The organism is Altererythrobacter epoxidivorans (genome assembly GCF_001281485.1).
GTDB classification, from domain to species: domain Bacteria; phylum Pseudomonadota; class Alphaproteobacteria; order Sphingomonadales; family Sphingomonadaceae; genus Erythrobacter; species Erythrobacter epoxidivorans.
This window is the reverse complement of the sequence record NZ_CP012669.1, coordinates 2,552,237-2,569,725: the sequence shown is the minus strand read 5'-3', so window position 1 is coordinate 2,569,725 and position 17,489 is coordinate 2,552,237. Positions and strand designations below refer to the sequence as shown.

General features: G+C 62.3%; 18 protein-coding genes. 8 read left to right on the top strand and 10 right to left on the bottom strand.

Translation table 11 applies throughout. From position 1 onward, the window contains the following. Window positions 1-4 precede the first annotated feature (4 nt). The 6 genes from rfbB to AMC99_RS12665 all read left to right on the top strand — a co-directional run bounded on the left by rfbB (window position 5) and on the right by AMC99_RS12665 (window position 6,378). Window positions 5-1,042, top strand: coding sequence for a dTDP-glucose 4,6-dehydratase (rfbB, locus tag AMC99_RS12690; protein ID WP_061927073.1), 1,038 nt, complete (start codon window positions 5-7; stop codon window positions 1,040-1,042). Beyond that, entirely contained in the window at window positions 1,039-1,893 is an 855-nt protein-coding gene (gene rfbD, locus AMC99_RS12685; protein ID WP_061927071.1) for a dTDP-4-dehydrorhamnose reductase, read from the top strand. The genes rfbB and rfbD overlap by 4 nt, the downstream gene beginning before the upstream one ends. A 59-nt stretch (window positions 1,894-1,952) precedes the next feature. Further along, entirely contained in the window at window positions 1,953-2,768 is an 816-nt protein-coding gene (gene rfbA / locus AMC99_RS12680; protein WP_232301554.1) for a glucose-1-phosphate thymidylyltransferase RfbA, read from the top strand. After that, window positions 2,755-3,912, top strand: a complete 1,158-nt coding sequence (locus AMC99_RS12675) for a glycosyltransferase family 4 protein (RefSeq protein WP_232301421.1) — start codon at window positions 2,755-2,757, stop codon at window positions 3,910-3,912. Before rfbA ends, AMC99_RS12675 begins: the two co-directional genes overlap by 14 nt. Before the next feature lie 113 nt (window positions 3,913-4,025). Then, window positions 4,026-5,327 carry an exopolysaccharide biosynthesis polyprenyl glycosylphosphotransferase gene (locus tag AMC99_RS12670; protein ID WP_061927066.1) on the top strand — a complete coding sequence of 434 codons (1,302 nt, stop codon included), beginning with the start codon at window positions 4,026-4,028 and terminating at the stop codon, window positions 5,325-5,327. Between the two features lie 37 nt (window positions 5,328-5,364). Continuing rightward, a complete protein-coding gene (locus tag AMC99_RS12665; protein ID WP_061927064.1) occupies window positions 5,365-6,378 on the top strand; it encodes a GDP-mannose 4,6-dehydratase in 1,014 nt (337 codons plus the stop codon). A gap of 17 nt (window positions 6,379-6,395) precedes the next feature. Here the strand turns inward: AMC99_RS12665 and AMC99_RS12660 are convergent, their stop codons facing one another. The 9 genes from AMC99_RS12660 to AMC99_RS12620 form a co-directional block, all read right to left on the bottom strand. Then, the gene (locus AMC99_RS12660) at window positions 6,396-7,067 is read right to left on the bottom strand and encodes a hypothetical protein (protein WP_338021446.1); all 672 of its coding nucleotides are present in this window, start codon (window positions 7,065-7,067) and stop codon (window positions 6,396-6,398) included. Between the two features lie 104 nt (window positions 7,068-7,171). Continuing rightward, the gene (locus tag AMC99_RS12655; protein ID WP_061927062.1) at window positions 7,172-7,693 is read right to left on the bottom strand and encodes a demethoxyubiquinone hydroxylase family protein; all 522 of its coding nucleotides are present in this window, start codon (window positions 7,691-7,693) and stop codon (window positions 7,172-7,174) included. Beyond that, window positions 7,690-8,163 carry a disulfide bond formation protein B gene (locus tag AMC99_RS12650; protein ID WP_061927060.1) on the bottom strand — a complete coding sequence of 158 codons (474 nt, stop codon included), beginning with the start codon at window positions 8,161-8,163 and terminating at the stop codon, window positions 7,690-7,692. The genes AMC99_RS12655 and AMC99_RS12650 overlap by 4 nt, the downstream gene beginning before the upstream one ends. Further along, entirely contained in the window at window positions 8,163-9,500 is a 1,338-nt protein-coding gene (locus tag AMC99_RS12645) for a S41 family peptidase (RefSeq protein WP_061927058.1), read from the bottom strand. The genes AMC99_RS12650 and AMC99_RS12645 overlap by 1 nt, the downstream gene beginning before the upstream one ends. A gap of 144 nt (window positions 9,501-9,644) precedes the next feature. Next, window positions 9,645-10,883, bottom strand: a complete 1,239-nt coding sequence (locus AMC99_RS12640) for a murein hydrolase activator EnvC family protein (RefSeq protein ID WP_061927056.1) — start codon at window positions 10,881-10,883, stop codon at window positions 9,645-9,647. A gap of 5 nt (window positions 10,884-10,888) precedes the next feature. Beyond that, window positions 10,889-11,311: a 23S rRNA (pseudouridine(1915)-N(3))-methyltransferase RlmH gene (locus tag AMC99_RS12635; protein ID WP_061927054.1), complete on the bottom strand. Its 423-nt coding sequence runs from the start codon at window positions 11,309-11,311 to the stop codon at window positions 10,889-10,891. 115 nt (window positions 11,312-11,426) lie between these two features. Continuing rightward, window positions 11,427-11,849 carry a ribosome silencing factor gene (gene rsfS / locus AMC99_RS12630; RefSeq protein ID WP_061927052.1) on the bottom strand — a complete coding sequence of 141 codons (423 nt, stop codon included), beginning with the start codon at window positions 11,847-11,849 and terminating at the stop codon, window positions 11,427-11,429. Window positions 11,850-11,915: 66 nt separating this feature from the next. Beyond that, window positions 11,916-12,557, bottom strand: coding sequence for a nicotinate-nucleotide adenylyltransferase (locus AMC99_RS12625; RefSeq protein WP_061927050.1), 642 nt, complete (start codon window positions 12,555-12,557; stop codon window positions 11,916-11,918). Window positions 12,558-12,570: 13 nt separating this feature from the next. After that, window positions 12,571-13,848: a glutamate-5-semialdehyde dehydrogenase gene (locus AMC99_RS12620; RefSeq protein WP_083440170.1), complete on the bottom strand. Its 1,278-nt coding sequence runs from the start codon at window positions 13,846-13,848 to the stop codon at window positions 12,571-12,573. Between the two features lie 346 nt (window positions 13,849-14,194). Between AMC99_RS12620 and AMC99_RS12615 the strand changes: the two genes are divergently transcribed. Both AMC99_RS12615 and AMC99_RS12610 read left to right on the top strand, forming a co-directional pair. Further along, entirely contained in the window at window positions 14,195-15,277 is a 1,083-nt protein-coding gene (locus AMC99_RS12615) for a M23 family metallopeptidase (RefSeq protein WP_083440246.1), read from the top strand. A gap of 16 nt (window positions 15,278-15,293) precedes the next feature. Next, window positions 15,294-15,707 (top strand): bactofilin family protein, encoded by a 414-nt coding sequence (locus AMC99_RS12610; protein ID WP_061927044.1) that lies wholly within the window; start codon window positions 15,294-15,296, stop codon window positions 15,705-15,707. 85 nt (window positions 15,708-15,792) lie between these two features. Here the strand turns inward: AMC99_RS12610 and AMC99_RS12605 are convergent, their stop codons facing one another. Beyond that, window positions 15,793-17,478 carry a long-chain-fatty-acid--CoA ligase gene (locus AMC99_RS12605; protein ID WP_061927042.1) on the bottom strand — a complete coding sequence of 562 codons (1,686 nt, stop codon included), beginning with the start codon at window positions 17,476-17,478 and terminating at the stop codon, window positions 15,793-15,795. Window positions 17,479-17,489: the final 11 nt, after the last annotated feature.

Below are 17,489 nucleotides of genomic sequence, written 5' to 3'. Positions count from 1 at the left end.
TGCTATGAAAATCCTCGTTACCGGCGGTGCCGGGTTTATCGGATCGGCCCTCGTTCGCCAGGCTGTAGAGGCAGGCCATGAGGTGGTGAACCTCGACGCCCTGACCTATGCCGCAAACCTCGAAAATGTGGCGCCGGTGGCCGGCAATCCCAACTACGCCTTTGCCAAGGCGGACATTCGCGATCGCGAGGCGCTGGACCGCGTATTTGCAGAACACGAACCCGATGCCGTCATGCATCTTGCTGCCGAAAGCCATGTCGACCGTTCGATCGACGGGCCGGGCGATTTCATCGCGACCAACATCACCGGTACGTACAACATGCTGGAAGCAGCGCGCGCCTTTTGGACGCGTCGCGACAAGCCGGAAGGCTTCCGCTTCCTCCACATCTCTACCGACGAAGTGTACGGCAGCCTCGGTGATACGGGGCTGTTCACCGAAGAGACCCCTTACGATCCGCGCTCGCCCTATTCGGCATCGAAGGCATCGTCCGACCATCTGGTGCGCGCCTGGCACGAAACCTACGGCCTGCCGGTATTGCTGACCAATTGTTCGAACAACTACGGGCCTTACCACTTCCCGGAAAAGCTGATTCCGGTGATCATCATCAACGCGCTCGAGGGCAATCCGATACCGGTTTACGGCAAGGGCGAGAATGTCCGCGACTGGCTTTATGTCGAAGACCATGTCGAAGCGCTGCTGACTGTCCTCGGCAAGGGCAAGGTTGGTCGCAGCTACAATGTGGGCGGCAATAACGAGCGCCAGAATATCGAGCTGGTACGCGAAGTCTGCCGGATCCTCGACGAGATGAAGCCGGGAGCGGCACCATACAGCGAGCAGATCACCTATGTGACCGATCGCCCGGGTCATGACATGCGCTATGCCATTGACGCCAGCCGCATTCGCGACGAGCTGGGATGGGAGCCATCGGTAACGGTCGAGGAAGGCCTTCAGAAAACGGTCCGCTGGTATCTCGACAATGAAGCCTGGTGGCGCCCCTTGTGGGAAGCGGGCGCCGGCAAGAGGCACGGTACCAAATCGTGAGGCTGCTGGTCTTCGGTTCGACCGGCCAGGTTGCGCGCGAATTGAAACGTGCCTGCCCGCAGGAATGGGAGACGCACTTTCTCTCTCGAGAAGAAGCAGACCTGTCGGATCCCGAAGCCTGCGCCAGCGCGGTCTGTGACGTCCAGCCCGACGTCGTCATCAATGCCGCCGCTTATACCGCCGTCGATCGTGCCGAGGAAGAAGAGCAGCTCGCCACCCTGATCAATGGCGCTGCACCAGCGTCCATTGCGAAAGCCTGTGCCGATCTAGGCATTCCCTTGCTCCACGTGTCGACCGATTATGTGTTCGACGGCAGCGGCGAAACTGCGTTCTCGCCCGATCACGATACGGCGCCTCTTGGCGCCTATGGCCGGAGCAAGCTGGCTGGAGAGAAAGCGATCGCACAAGCAGGCGGTAACTGGCTGGTGCTCCGGACCAGCTGGGTGTTCAGCGCCCACGGCAACAACTTCGTCAAGACGATGCTGCGCCTCGGCAAAGAACGGGAGAGCCTCGGCGTGGTCGACGACCAGGTCGGAGGTCCGACCTCGGCTGCATCCATCGCGGCAGCGCTGTTGACCTGTGCGAAGAGCATGGTCGCAGGCAAGACAGGCGGCATCTATCACTTTGCCGGCACACCCGATGTCAGCTGGGCCGGGTTTGCAGAAGCGATCATGGATCGCGCCGGACTGGACTGCCGGGTCGACAAGATCACCACTGCCGACTATCCGACCCCCGCACGCCGTCCTGCCAATTCGCGCCTCGACTGCAGCGCCATCGAGCGGGACTTCGGCATATCCCGCCCCGACTGGCGGAACGATCTCGATGCCGTGCTTATGGAGCTCAACTTGTGACGGGTCGTAAAGGAATCATTCTCGCAGGCGGATCGGGCACACGCCTATGGCCGATCACCATGTCGGTATCGAAGCAATTGCTGCCGATCTACGACAAGCCGATGATCTATTACCCGCTTTCGGTGCTGATGCTTGCCGGTATTCGCGAGATTGCAATCATCACCACGCCCGAGGACCAGGGCCAGTTCATGCGCGCGCTGGGCGACGGGTCGCAATGGGGCCTGCGGTTCGAATTCATAACCCAGCCTTCGCCCGATGGCCTTGCCCAGGCTTATCTCCTTGCAGAGGATTTCCTCGACGGAGCCCCGTCGGCGATGGTTCTGGGCGACAATATCTTTTACGGTCACGGCCTTCCCGAACAGCTTCGCGCGGCCGACGCACAAACGACCGGCGGGACCGTGTTCGGATATCACGTGGCAGACCCGGAACGCTATGGCGTCGTCGGCTTCGACGCCGATGGCAAGGTCAATCAGATCATCGAAAAGCCGGCCAATCCGCCATCCAACTACGCGGTGACAGGCCTCTATTTCCTCGACGGAAAGGCGAGCGAACGCGCGCGGCAGGTAAAGCCATCGGCTCGCGGCGAGCTCGAGATTACGAGCCTCCTCGAAATGTATCTCGACGCTGGCGAACTGGGTATCGAAACGCTCGGGCGTGGGTATGCCTGGCTCGACACCGGGACACATGGCTCGCTGCTCGATGCCGGTAATTTCGTCCGCACGCTCAGCGAACGACAGGGCTACCAGGTCGGTTCGCCGGACGAGATTGCTTTCACCCAGGGCTGGATCGATGCCGGGCAATTGCGCGCACGCGCGAAAACCTTTGGCAAGAACGCCTATGGCGCCTATCTGATGGCGCTGCTTGCAGACGACTGAGGCGGCGACAGGGCCGATGGCGGCGGCGCGATCCTTGCACATGGTGCTCACCGTCAATGCGGCGTGGAACATCTGGAACTTTCGCAAGCCGCTGGTCCAGGCATTGCTCGATGACGGGCACAGGGTAACCGTCCTTGCGCCACACGACGAGACGGTTCCGTTGCTGGAAGGTCTCGGCTGCACCTTCGTGCCGCTTGAAATGGAGCGCAAGGGGCTGAACCCGTTGAGCGATCTTGTTCTGATGCGCCGATTCCGGAATCATTTTGGCGAACTTGCCCCCGATCTGGTGCTGAGCTTCACCATCAAGAACAATTTGTTCGGCGCAATGGCCGCGCGCTCAGCAAAGATCGCGTTCATTCCAAATGTCACGGGACTCGGAACGGCGTTCCTCGGCGGCAGGTGGCTGCAAGCGGTTGCGGAAAAGCTATATCGCACGGCATTTCGCAGATTGCCGCTGGTCTTCTTTCAGAATGCGGATGACCGCGACCTGTTCGTCCGAAGAAAGCTTGTGAAACCGGCACAGGCAAGCCTTCTTCCCGGGTCGGGCATCGATCTTGAGCAATTCGCGGAAGCGCCCTTCCCCTGCGCAGGAGGCCCAACGCGCTTCCTGATGATCGCCCGCCTTATCCGCGACAAGGGCGTATTCGAATACATCGAGGCAGCACGCAAATTGCGGACAGAGGGCGTTGCAGCAGAGTTTCACCTCCTCGGCCCGCTCGGAGCAGAGAACCGCACCGCCATCGATGCAGGGCAATTGCGCGAATGGCAGGCCGAAGGGATCATCGAATACCACGGTACAACCGAAGATGTCCGTCCCTTCATCACCGATGCACATTGCGTGGTACTGCCATCCTATCGCGAAGGTGCGCCGCGAACCCTGATCGAAGGTGCGGCGCTAGGACGACCAGCCGTTGCCAGCGACGTGACCGGGTGCAATTCGGTGGTCGAAGAGGGCGTCACCGGGCTGCTCTGCAATGTTCGCGATGCGCTGGATCTGGCAGAGAAGCTCCGCGATTTCGCCGCGCTTACGCGAGAGGCACAGGCCGCGATGGGCGGTGCGGCACGATCGAGGATGGAACGCGAATTCTCCGTCGATGTCGTCATCCAGGCTTATCGAGACGCGATCGATACTCTCGGCGTTTGACCACCGAAGCAATTGAACCGGCCGCCCCACGATGCTTGCCAGCCATCCGGTCACGGGATAGGGCGGGTTCCTGAACCGCGGGCAAGGCGTCGCAACCCGGGACGGAGTAAGCAATGCACGTGCAGCAGGTCCAACCACAGGCGGTGGCGCGTAGACGTTTGCTCGCGCGCCGCGATGTGCGCCTGCTTACCTACCTGCTTTTCGGCCTGGTCCTGCCGGTCATTGTCTGGAACGCGATCATGCGTCCGACAATCGAACTCCCCTACTGGCACAACACGGTCTACACGCTGTTCGTCGCGACATTCGCTTCCTGGTATGCGCTTGACCGGCTGCGGCAGTATGCAAAGGCGCGGCAGCTTTCCTACGTCGTTCCGGTCAACCTGTTCGCGTTTGGCGCAATGCTCGGTTTCATCGGGCTCGCCCGCATACCTTATTCGATCTCGCTTTTCCTGCTCGGCATGGCTGCCACTCTGGCAACAAGTTATCTGGTTGTCGCCAAGACCCGCCATGCCCGTCGCCCGCAGATCGTCGTGCCGGGCGGACGGGTGGAGGAATTGTTGCTGAGGCCGAGTTTTATTGCGGCCCCTCCACTTGCCGAACTGGAGAGACAGGTCGCACACGGCCGTATCGATGGGGCAATCATTGCCGATCTCCATTTCGACCATGCCCCCGAATGGGAACGCCTTTTTGCCAATGCGGCACTAAAGGGCATTCCTGTGTACCATTTCCGCCAGATCATGGAACTGCAGACCGGTCAGGTCCGGATCGACCACCTTGCCGAGAACGACCTCGGATCACTGATCCCCAACCTTCCCTACATGACGGCAAAGCGGCTGTTCGACATCGTCTCGGTCATCGCGCTTTCGCCTCTGCTCCTCGTCCTGCTCACGCTGACCGCTCTTGCGATCAGGCTCGATTCCAAGGGTTCGATCCTGTTCTTCCAGCAGCGGATGGGCTTTCGCGGCAAGCCCTTCCGCATGGTCAAGTTTCGCACCATGCGCGAGCGTGAGATAGTCGAAACGGCCGACGGCCGACGCGACGATGCCATGACCCGCGACGACGACGATCGTATCACGCGGATCGGTCGTTTCCTGCGCAAGACCCGTCTCGACGAACTGCCGCAAGCGTGGAACGTGCTGGGCGGCGACATGAGCTGGATCGGGCCACGCCCGGAAGCGATCGAGCTTTCCGAGTGGTACGAGAGCGAAATCCCTTTCTACAGCTATCGCCACATCGTCCGGCCCGGGATCACCGGCTGGGCGCAGGTGAACCAGGGACATGTAACCGATCTCAACTCGGTGAATGCCAAGCTCCGCTACGATTTCTACTACGTGAAGAATATCTCGCTCTGGCTCGACATATTGATCGCCCTCAAGACGGTTCGCGTCATCTTCGGCGGGCTCGGCGCACGCTGACCACGCATCACCTAATCACAGGATTATCGATACAATCATGCGCAAGGTACTGGTCACCGGCACAGCCGGCTTCATCGGCTTCCACCTTTCGAAACTCCTGCTGGAAGAAGGCTTCGCGGTCGTCGGCTATGACGGGATGACCGACTATTACGATGTGCGGATCAAGGAACGCCGCCACCAGATGCTGCTGCAGAACCAGCACTTCAGCGCGCATATCGGGATGCTGGAGGATTTCGACCGGCTTCACGCGTTGGCGATGGAAGAAAAACCGGACGTCATCGTCCACCTCGCAGCACAAGCAGGTGTGCGCTACAGCCTCGAGAACCCCCGCGCCTATATCGACGCGAACATCGTCGGGACGTTCAATGTGATGGAATGCGCGCGCGAACTGGGGGTCGATCACCTGCTGATGGCATCGACCAGTTCGGTCTATGGCGCGAACGAGGACATGCCCTTCGATGAACGCGAGCGGGTTGAAACCCAGCTGACCCTCTATGCCGCGACCAAGAAGGCGAACGAGTCGATGGCGCACAGCTACGCCCATCTGTGGAACCTGCCGACGACCATGTTCCGCTTCTTCACGGTCTATGGCCCTTGGGGCCGGCCGGACATGGCGCTGTTCAAGTTCACCAAGGGGATCCTCGAAGGGACCCCGATCGACATCTACAATAATGGTGACATGTACCGCGACTTCACCTTTGTGACCGATCTGGTGCGCGGCATCCGCCTGTTGATCGATACACCGCCGGTGCGGCCCGAAAGCGCAGAGGACATCGCGCCCTACGACAGCCTGTCGCCGGTGGCGCCGTTCCGCGTCGTCAACATCGGCAATAGCGACAAGGTGCGCCTGATGGACTTCATCGAAGAAATCGAGAAGCAGTGCGGGCGCGAAGCGGTCAAGAACTTCATGCCGATGCAGAAGGGCGACGTGCCGGCCACCTGGGCCGATGCGACCTTGCTGAAGGAGCTAACCGGTTACCAGCCGCAGACCGACGTGAAGGAAGGTATCCGCCAGTTCGTCGCCTGGTATCGCGATTATTTCGAAGTCTAGGGTGATCGCGGGTGCTGTCAGGCACCCGGTTCCATTGCCGGCGGGGCCGCGTCGAGAGGCACCTGCTCTTCATCGCCATCGTCGAACGGCCCTTCCTTGGAAGGTTCGACGGGCGGCTGGCGGTTCGCACTATCCACGATCGGCGGCGGGCTTGTATCTTCTTCGCCCGGTACAGTCTGGCTCCGCTCACGCTCGAGCCGTTCCATGTACTCGCGCTCGATCTGCTCGACGCGCGCCTGTTCGGCCGTTGCATCGGCGTCGATCGTCGAAAGGCGTTCCTCGCGAACAGCCGCGATAAGCTGGCTGAAGCGGACGTCGGACCCTTCCGCCTTGTCCTTGTAAGCGGCATCGATCATCTGCTGGGTACAGCCCAGGAACCCGCCTGCACCTGCCGGATCGCACGACATGATACCGAAGTCGCCGATCATCTCGTAGCTTTCGACTTTCTTGGTCCACGAAGTGTTTTCCATGCTGTCGCTGGTGCGCAAGGCCTTGGGGATGCGATAGCGCTCGTTCTCCGACTTGCGTGCGCACACCGTAATTTCACCGGCTTGCGGAGGCGGGCACTGGTCCGCACCATAGACGATGACCATGTTGACCCGGTCGCCCGCATCCTCTTGCGCGGCAGCAGGAATGGCGAAAGCCGAGGCGGCAAAAGCGAGCGCGGCAGGGGCGAGAAGGCGTTTCATGGCAATATCCATCCGTGTCGTATGTGCCCCGCGAATTTTCCCGAGGCGGCGTGAACTCTATATGAAGCGCATAGCAGTCCCAAGCGGTTCCGCCTTGCGCAGGGTCAAATCCGCTCTGCCAACCTGATCGCAACGCGGCAGCCGAGGCGGATTGCACCGGAAAGCAGGGGATAGGCCGGGGCGCGCTCTGCACCTGCAGCAAGCGCTGCATCGCGATGTTCGCGCTCGTCCTCGCGGAACTGCTCGATCATGGAAGCAAGTTCGGGATCTGCATCGCTTTCGGCGAGCTGGTCGAGCTGGTCGGAATAATGCTTGTCGATTTCCGTTTCAACGGCAGCGGTGCAGGCCATCGCCGCTTCGGGGCCGATCAGCGCGGTGGCGGCGCCGAGCGCGTAGCCGGCCACCGACCAGAACGGCTGCAGCGCGGTCGGGCGCACACCGCGCTCCGCCATCAGCGCATCGAATTTCTCGCGATGTTCCCGCTCCTGTTCGGCCATGTGCGCGATGTCCTGCGCATGCGGGCCGCGATCGCCCATGACCGCGAGCTGGCCGGCATAGATCCGGGTCGCCCCGAATTCTCCCGCCTGGTCGACGCGTATCATACGGTGGAGTTCGTCCTTGGTCATGCACCCTTCTTTCGCGCGACCAGCCACAGGATGGCAAGTCCGGAGACCGTCGAGATCAGGAAATTCCATCCAGCGAGCGAGATGCCGAAAAGATCCCATGGCGCCGCATCGCACCGGACCAGCGGTGCATTGAGGATCGCGTCCATCGCATTCGCGCCGGGCTCGATCGTGCTGGCGCAGGCGGTGATGCCTTCCCACCAGCCATATTCGACCCCGGCATGGAATCCGCCGATAAGCCCCGAAGCAAGGATGCAGAGCGCCGCGAGCACCACCCACACATTGCGTGGCGGAACGAGGAAAGACACCAAGCCAAATCCCACGGCCGCGAAATGCGGATAGCGCTGCCACCAGCACATTTCGCACGGGTACAGGTCGAAACCGAATTGCCCCAGATAAGCGCCGCCGAGGAGCAACAGGGGAATGCCGAGCGCGAGGCGCTGGGCCAACGGTGCGGTCCTGATTGCTTCCATTACTTGCGCAGGGCCACCGCGCTCGGTGTCGTGCGCCGCAGGGTCTCGAGCGCGTAGTGCAGCTGGAAATCCTCGACGCCCTGCTTTTCCAGCTCTGCTGCGGTCAGCTTGAAGCGTGGATCTTCGGCCTTGTCGGTTTCGAGTGCTTCGTCCTTGAGTCCCAGTTCATTGACAAGGTGCCCGCGAAGGTCGCTTTCCCGCATGATGAACTTCTGCCGCTTGGCGAGGTCCGGATCGGACAGCTGCGGCACGGCAATATCAGGCTTGATCCCGCCTTCCTGCACGGAGTGTCCCGACGGGGTGTAATAGCGCGCCGTTGTCAGCTTCAGCGCGGCATCGCGGCCAAGCGGGATCAGCGACTGGACGCTGCCCTTGCCGAAGCTGCGCTCGCCCATGACGAGGGCGCGGCGGTGATCCTGCAGCGCCCCGGCAACGATTTCCGAGGCCGAAGCCGAACCTGCGTCGATCAGCACGATCACGGGAACACCCTGCGCGATGTCGCCGCGGAACACGGTCTCTGCATCATAGAGAAGGGTTTCGCCGCGAGCGCGGCCACGCTGCGAGACGATGCGTCCCTTGTCCAGGAACAGGTCAGACAGGGCCACAGCCTCGTCCAGCGAACCGCCTGGGTTAGAACGAAGGTCAAGGACAAGGCCGTTCAGGCGACCGCTCGCCTGCTTCTTCAGGTCGTTCCATGCGGCGAAGACATCGCTGCCGACATCGGCAGAGAATTCATTGACCGAGATAACGCCGATATTGCCGTTCTCGAGCTTGCTGGTTACCGGCTCCAGCTCAATCACGCCGCGTGTGACGCTGACGTCGAAAGGCTCTTCCCGGCCCGGGCGGAATACGGTCAGCTTGATCGAGGTGCCGGCCTTGCCGCGCATGCGCGCAACCGCATCGTCGAGATCGCCGCCGTAAATGAGGTCGCCATCGAGATGGGTGATGAGATCGCCTGCCTTGAGACCGGCCTTTTCGGCCGGGCTGCCGCGGAACGGCGAGATGATCTTCACCGCACCGTCATCCATGATGACAGAAAGGCCGAGGCCCGAATAATTGCCGTCGATCATGGTTTCGAGGCGCTGCAGGTCGGAACCGTCGATATAGGCCGAATGCGGATCGAGCGAGGCCAGCATTCCGTCGATAGCGCCGCGGATCAGCTTTTCGTCGTCGACAGGCTCGACATAATTAGCCTTCACCCGCTGATAAGTCGCAAACAGCTTGGCAAATTCCGGTCCGACCCGCCCGTCGACCTGCGCCATGCCGGCAGTGGTCGCCGGGATGAGCGCCACCGCGGTGACGAGGGCTGCACTGCGCATAAGACCGGCAATTTTCATATCAATCAGGCTCCTTGGCGCACCTTTTATCGCGCATCGGGCATGAACGCCAGATGAGAGGAAGGGCCGCGTCCCGCATCGGGGCATCAGGGGCCTAGCGTGTGAAGCGATCGCTGGCACGCGGCGATCTGCCAGCGTGCAACCTCAATCCATGTATTGCAGGGGATTGCGGGCGCTGCCTTCCCGGCGCAGTTCGAGAGTGATCGCAGGGTTTGCCGATGGCGCAACACCCAGCGGACTTCCGCCAACGACATCGTCGCCAGCCTGCACGTCGGTCCGCCCCAGGCCCGTCACAAGACTGGTCCAGCCATTGGGGTGCTCGACGATCACGATCTGCCCGTAACCACGATAGCGACCGGCAAAGGCGATCCGTCCGCGCCCCGGCGACACGACCTGCGCGCCCGGTCTCGGCGCAATAGAGATTCCGGTAGCGCGGAGGCCCGCATCACCCATTTCGCCATAGCCCGTGATCGTCCGGCCCTGCACGGGGAGGCGAAGATCCGACGGTGCCGCCGTGGAGCTAGGGATAGGGCGAGGGCCAGCAGGCTCGACAACTTCCGATTCGCCGGGCCGCGGCGGGCGCATGATTGGCCCAGGCAAGGCGGCAAGCTCGCGGCGGAGCCGGGATGCGGTGTCGAGCTGTCCGACAAGGGCGTCGAGATCGCGCGCCTCCTCAGCAAGAGCCAGCGCCCTGTCATTCTCGCGCTTTGCAGACCCGGTCGCATTGCGCGAGGTGGTCCTCTGGCGCGCCGCCAGCGCCGACAATTCGGACCGCCGCGTGGTCAGCCGGCTTTGGCTTTCCCGCAGGCTTTGAAGTGCAATGGCAGCTTCGCGCTCCAGCGCCTTGCCCCTAGCCAGTTCGGCACGGAGCGAGGCCGTGCGCGAACGTACTTCGGGTATCGCGCTGCCCAGGACGGCGCGGACATAGACTGTGTCCCTCAGCGACCCGGGCTTGAGCGCCGAAAGCGCGAGCGGGCGACGCGACATGTTCTGTAGCGCCGCAGTCAGCCGCACGATCGGCCCCTGGCGCCTTGCCAATTGCCGGTCGAGCACGCGGCGCTGGTCTTTGATCAGTGCGAGCCGTGCCTCGGCCTCGGTCGAATTGGCCTCTGCCAATTGGATCTGCGCCGCGAGCGCTGCCGCTTCGCGGGTCGCCTTTTCAGCGGCCACGCCAGCCTCGCGCGCCTGCCTTGAAAGGGTGGCTGCACGTTCTTCCGCCTCGCGGGCAGCCTTCTGCGCCCGGTCGAGCGAAGCACGCGCTTCACGCGGCGTCGCATAGGCCGATGCGCCCTGTGCCTCTGCGCGGAAATCAAGCGCCGCCAAGCCGGTCAGGCCGAGCGCCGCAATCAGACAGAGCAGGAAGGATGGCGTACGAGGCAGCATTCGCGCTACCCTGCGCGATGATAGGGGTGGCCTGCAAGTATCGTCGTCACGCGATAGAGCTGTTCCATCAGCATCGCGCGCGCCAGAAGATGCGGCCAGGTCGCTTTGCCGAAGGCGATCAGCAGGTCGGCCTCTGCCCGCTCTTCGCGCGAGTGGCCGTCGGCCGCGCCGAGGACGAAACGTGCCTCGCGAATGCCATCATCGCGCCAGCGACCGAGGATTTCCGCCAGTTCTTCGGAAGAAAGATTCTTGCCGCGCTCGTCCAGCAGGACGGTCTTGAAGGGTGATTGCGGATCGGGGACCCGTCCGCCGGTTTCGGGCAATTCGGTCAGCTTGACCGGCCAGGTCAGCCGCTTCTCGTAACGTGCGACCAGTTCCGCCTCGGGCGAACGTGCGATCTTGCCGCGAGCGATCACGTGGAAGAGAATGGCACCACCTCAATCAAAGCGCGGCAGGGCAGACATCGCCCTGCCTGTCGCTGCCACTAACGTGGCTAGCTTACAGCGTCGAGCGCGCCCGCACCGCAGTGCGAGCGTCGGACGATCACGCCGTGCCGGTTGCCGGCTCGTTATCGCCAAAGGCCCACATGCGCTCCAGATTATAGAAGCTGCGAACCTCGGGGCGGAACAGGTGGACGACGACGTCGCCGGCATCGATCAGCACCCAGTCGGCGGCCGGAAGGCCTTCGACACGGGCAAAGCCATAGCCCTCGCGCTTGATCCGTTCGGCGAGTTTCTGCGCCATCGCGGCGACCTGCCTGGTCGAGCGGCCCGAAGCGATCACCATGTGATCTGCAATCGAGCTCTTGCCTTCCAGCGGGATCGAAACGATTTCCTGCGCCTGGTCGTCATCCAGTTGCGCCATCACGAGTTCGTGAAGCGCATCGGCGGTTTTTTCAGCCTTGGCCATGGCAGGTGCCTTGGCCGCGGTGTCGGCCGCAGCCGACTGTGTATGCGCCTGATTCATAGGCGGATTCACATCTCCTGATGATGGGGCAAAATCGCATGGAAAAAGAAACGCTTGGTTCGCGCCTCATGTTCCCTCCGATGTCTGGATAAGCCGATGCGTAACCGCATCCCTGACCGGCTGACCTGAACTGCGCGATGCCCAATCCGGATCGGCGCGGCGAATGGCCGTGGCCGAGCGTGGATCAGGATCGAAACGCAATAACACCAGTGCCGGCGCGCTCCATCTGCCCCGGGTTTTAAAGCTGGCGGCAGGTACCCGGTAGCGCCTGAGCCAGGCCATGGCAGGGCTCGCCATAGCGTCATCATCATAACCGGGGCGGGCGATTACCGCAATCGGCATCGTCCGGGCTACTCCGCGCCAGTCGCGCCAGCGATGAAACTGTGACAAATTGTCCGCACCCATCAGCCACACGAACTGGCGCATCGGATAGCGGCGCTTCAACGCCTTCAGCGTGTCCACGGTATAACGGGTGCCGATTTGCGCCTCTATCGCGGTCGGGCGAATGGGTGCCCGCCGCGCCTGATCATGCGCGGATCGCAGCCTTGCTGCGAGCGGTGCCATCCCCTTGCGCGGTTTTAACGGATTGCCCGGAGAAACCAGCCACCAGGCCTCGTCCAGGCCCAGCGCCTCCATGGCGAACAGGGTGATCCGCCGGTGTCCGCCATGCGCAGGATTGAAACTGCCGCCGAGCAGGCCGGTCTTCATTCGCCGGTCTCGCTCAGGGCCGTGCCTGTCCCGAACCGCGCACCAGCCATTTGTAGGTGGTCAGCCCTTCGAGAGCGACCGGCCCGCGCGCATGAAGCCTGCCGGTTGCGATGCCGATTTCGGCGCCGAGGCCGAATTCCCCGCCATCGGCGAATTGCGAAGAGGCATTGTGCATCACGATGGCGCTGTCGACCGAGGCGAGGAAGCGCTCTGCCACCGTTTCGTCATCGGTGACGATCGCATCCGTATGGTGCGAGGAATGGCGGGCGATATGGTCCATCGCTGCCCCCAGCCCGTCGACACACGCGACCGAAAGCACCGCGTCGAGATATTCGGTGTCCCAGTCATTGGCGCTCGCCGGAATGACGCGTTCGTCGAGCGCGCAAATCCGCCCGTCACCGCGAAGTTCGCAGCCCGCGTCCGCCAGCGATGCGACCAGCCGTGCAGCCTCGGGATAGGTCGCGTCGATCAGCAAGGTTTCCATCGCGCCGCAGATGCCGGTGCGCCTCAGCTTGGCGTTGAGCGCTATTCTTTCGGCCATTTCGGGATCGGCTGCCGAATGGACATAGGTGTGGCAGATGCCGTCGAGATGGGCGAGCACGGGGACGCGCGCATCGGCCTGCACCCGCGCAACCAACCCCTTCCCGCCGCGAGGGACGATCATGTCGATCATTCCGGCCGCAGTCAGCATGGCGCCGACAGCGGCACGGTCCTGGGTCGGCATCAATTGCACGGCAGCTTCGGGCACACCACCCTCTGCTAGCCCGCGGACCATAGCGGCATGGATCGCCCGGTTGGAATGAACCGCTTCGCTCCCGCCGCGCAAGAGGGCCGCATTGCCGGCCCGAACACATAGCGCCGCCGCATCGGCTGTGACGTTGGGACGCGATTCGTAGATCATCCCGATCAGCCCGATGGGAACGCGAACCCGGCTGAGCTTCAGCCCGTTGGGAGGTTCGGATGTCCCGATAACCTCGCCCACCGGATCGGGCAGGCTGGCGACGGCATCCACACCGGACGCTATGCCTTCGAGGCGGGCCTCGTCGAGGCGCAATCGGTCCAGCATTGCACCTGATAGGCCGTTCGCTTCGCCTGCTGAAATATCGCGCGCATTGGCAGCCAGGATTGCCTCGGCATCGGCGCGCAACGCAGTGGCGGCAAGATGCAGTGCGCGCTCTTTTTCTGGCGACGTCATGCCAGCAAGAACATGCTGCGCGGCGCGGCCGGCAAGTGCGATTTCCCGTACGAGTTCTTCGGGATTTTCGGTGCGGTCTTCTGCAAGTGTAGCCATGGTTTGGCATCCTATCATCGGTCGTCGGACCTGTCAGTCAGCGATTCGCAAACGCCATTTGTCCCTCAATCGGGGGGCGGCAAACACGCAAGAAAGTGAATCGTTCCCGCTCGAATATTAATCTTTCGCCGCGCTTAAACGATTCATCGCGGGAGTCATTCCATTCGCCCCTTTGCCGGGAACCCGGATTCGACCTTTAAGGATTCGGCTGTTAGCGATCTCACCGGGTCAAAATACGACGGGTCAAACGACACTAATGTCGAGAGGGGTCGCTTTGTTTCAAAAAATTTCTGCCAGCGGGTGGGGGAACCGCTTGCGTGAATGGTTTCCGGATCGCGAATTCTTCATGCGATCGCAGGGCCAGGTACGCTTCATCAAGGTTTCTTCCCGCATCCAGATGGGTGCTGCCGCACTGGCTGTCGCGCTCCTGCTGGGCTGGGGCGTGTCGATGGGCGCAATGGCATGGGCCAAGTACCGTGCCGACGCCGATCGCAGCTCGCTACTGCAGCGTGAAGCCAAGGTAGCCAAGAGCGAAGAGCGTTTCGCCGCCTATAGCGACGGGCTCGAAGAGGTCGCCGACGACCTCAACCGCCGCCAGCAGTTCATCGAAGACATGGTTTCCGCACTCCCCGCCGATGCGCGCGAAGGCGAGACGGTAACCGACTCCTCTTCCGAGGCCGCCGACACGATCGAGAAGGTCAGCGCCGCGTTCCCCGAAGCAGCCGAACTCGCGCGCATCGAAGCGCGCCAAATCGCCTTTGTCGAACGCCTGACGCGTTTCGCCGACCGCCGCGCACAGCGAGCCGAAGCCGCAATCCGCAAGCTCGGCCTTGATCCGCGCGCCATGGTTCGTTCGGCCGACAAGCAGGCGATGGGTGGTCCGCTCGAAATTCTCGCGACCTCGTCGAACGGAGAGATCGACCCGCGTTTCGAACGCCTCGGCCTCAGCCTTGCACGGATGGCTGCGCTCGAACGCGGGCTTGAAAGCATTCCGCAGGTCGCCCCCGCGCATGTTGAAATGGTTAGCTCGAGCTTCGGCTATCGCCGCGATCCGTTCACGGGCCGCGCCGCCATGCACAAGGGTCTCGATTTTCGTGGCCCGACCGGCGCACCGATCTATGCCGCTGCCAAGGGCCGTATCAGCTTCGTCGGTCGCAAGTCCGGTTACGGCAATGTTGTCGAGATCAGCCACGGTAACGGGCTGATGACGCGCTATGCGCATATGTCGAAATTCGCTGCCAAAGTGGGACAAAAGGTCGATGCCGGCGATGTAATCGGCGCCATCGGCAGCACTGGTCGTTCGACCGGTCCGCACCTTCATTTCGAAGTGCGCATCAATGACCGCGCGGTCAATCCGCGCCCCTTGCTGGAGACCGCACCCGATGTTCTCAAAGAAGTCCGACGAGTCCCAGAACTCGCGCGTCGCTAATATTCCGGAGAGACCCATGGCCAGCCGTGGCAACAATTCTACCTTTTCCGTGATCGGTTCCGACGTCGTCATCAAAGGCGACATCTCGGCCTCTGCCGATCTCCACGTCGATGGCACCGTCGAAGGCGACATCAAGTGCGCTTCGCTCGTTCAGGGCGAAACCAGCGTGGTGTCGGGTGGTATCGAAGCGCAGAGCGCGCGCCTTGCCGGCAAGGTTGTCGGGTCGATCCGCGCCCGCGAACTGGTCGTGCTGAAAAGCGCCCGCATCGAAGGTGACGTCCAGTATGACGCGCTGACCATCGAACAGGGCGCCCATGTCGAAGGCCGTTTCGCCCACAGCCGCCCCAATCAGGGCCAGGCCAAGGCACCTGCGGCAGCTGGCGACAAGCCGGGTTCGCCTGACAAGCCCGAGCTCACGCTCGCCGGCTGAGGCTCGCCTATACCGATTTCCCTTGGACGGGATTGAAGGGACGCAGCCGCAAGGCCCGCGTCCCTTTTTCATTGCCGAAACGCCTTCAGGCTCCGGCTTGGCCTAGCAATTCCGCCTTCAGAGTCTTGCGATCGAGTTTGCCCACCATGGTCTTGGGCAGGCTGTCGCGAATGCCGATGTGTTCGAGCCGCTCATGCTTGCCGAGCCGTTCGTTCGCCCAGCCCATGATCTCTGCCTCCGTGATATCGACGCCTTCCAGCACGGTGACGTAACCGTTCACGCTTTCGCCGCGGTACGGGTCAGGCAGGCCGAGGACGAGCGCCTCCTTCACAGCCGGATGCTGGAGCAGGACTTTCTCGACCTCGCTCGGGAAAACCTTGAAGCCGCCGACTGCGATCATGTCCTTGATGCGGTCGACAATCTCTATGAAGCCATCATGATCCTGCGTCGCCACATCACCGGTGCGCAGCCAGCGCTTGCCGTCATGCTCGATGAAGGTTTCGGCGGCGGTTTCCGGCCGGTTCCAGTAACCCTGCATGATCTGGGGCCCGTGAATCGCCAGTTCGCCCGGCTCGCCATCCTCGGCGAGTTTCGTCGGGTCCTCCTTGTCGAGCAGGAGGATTTCGGTGCCCGCAACCACTTGCCCGATAGTCCCCGGCTTCCGCTCCCCGACATAAGGGTTGGCCGAAACCACGCCCGAACTTTCGGTGAGCCCGTATCCCTCAACGAGGCGCACCCCGGTCCGGCTTTCCCATTGTTCGCGCACGGGTGCAGGCAGCGGCGCCCCACCCGAAATGCATACCTTGAGCGACGATAGATTGGTCGAATCGAGATCCGGGTGATCGAGCAGGGCCTGGAACATCGTCGGCACGCCGGGAAAACCGGTTGCATGGTATTTCTCGATCGTTTCGAGCACCTGCTTGGCATCGAAACGGGGGACCATCGCGATCGAGGCCCCGCTCGCAACGGCATGATTCAGCAGGGCCGTGTTGGCGAACACGTGGAACATCGGCAGCGCGCCCATGAAGACTTCGCTCTCCGGCACTCCGAAGGGATTGATCCCACATACCTGCTGCGCATTGATCGACAGGTTTGCATGGCTGAGCATTGCACCTTTGGGTGTTCCTGTAGTGCCGCCTGTATATTGCAGCAGTGCGACGCCCGAAGGATCGAGCGGCATGGGCTCGAAACCATTCGCCGGCTGTTTGCCCAGCAAGTCCCCCCAGCGCAGGATGTCCGGACTGCTCGCGAGCTTCGCAATCTTGCTGCGCGCGAAAAGCTTCATTCCAATGCGCTTGGTCATGGGCAGCATGGCGGCAAGCTCGCCAACGACCAGCGTTTCAAGCCCGGAACCGTGCAGGACCTTTTCGGCCGTGCCGTAAAGTTCGGGCACGTCGACGGTGACCAACAGGCGCGTGCCGCTGTCAGCCACCTGCTGTGCCAGTTCGTGCACGGTATAGAGCGGCGAGAAATTGACGACGATCGCGCCAGCCATCATCGCGCCGTAGTAAGCAGCCACGTAGATCGGGACGTTGGGAAGGAACAACCCGACCCGGTCGCCCTTCGCAATACCTCGATCGGCGAGCGCCGAAGCGAACCGCCGGGCATCCTCGAACAATTCGGAATAGCTGTATTCGCGCCCCAGGAAATGGATCAGCGGCGCTTCGGCGCGCAGGCGGCTCGTGCGCGCGAACATGTCCGGCAAGGACAGCGCTTCGAACTGCGTGTCCCACGGCGTGGGATGATGGTAACCCGAGTTATTTACAGCCATGTCAGTAGCAT